This window comes from Marinilabilia salmonicolor JCM 21150 (genome assembly GCF_000259075.1).
GTDB classification, from domain to species: Bacteria; Bacteroidota; Bacteroidia; order Bacteroidales; family Marinilabiliaceae; genus Marinilabilia; species Marinilabilia salmonicolor.
Genome location: NZ_AJKI01000068.1, coordinates 1 through 327, shown reverse-complemented (window position 1 = coordinate 327; position 327 = coordinate 1). Strand labels below are relative to the sequence as shown.

1 protein-coding gene is annotated in these 327 nt (G+C 36.7%); it reads left to right on the top strand.

The window, feature by feature from the left end; genetic code table 11:
* On the top strand, positions 1–327 hold a 327-nt coding region (locus W7W_RS22675), incomplete at both ends, for a hypothetical protein (protein ID WP_157202523.1).

Sequence of the window (327 nt, the reverse complement as noted above, 5' to 3'; positions counted from 1 at the left end):
GTGATGCCTTATAATAATGAAGTGGTCAGAATGATTGGAAATGGTGAAGGAAATAATACTCTTGAGGTGATGGGTGATTTCACAATTATTCGTGATCTAATTATTACGCAAACTGAACGAAAAAGAGTTTCAGCAACCAATGATAGCTGGCCTGATGATGTAAATACTGAAAATGGGATAGCAATCGGAGGTGAAGGGGTTAAATTAATCAATTCTACTATTTATAATGTATATAGTAATGGATTGGGAAGTTCCTCCAGTGCAGTTGATCTTGAAATAAGCGGATGTATTATTTTTCATGCAGGCTGGAAGGGCAGTTCAAGAGGT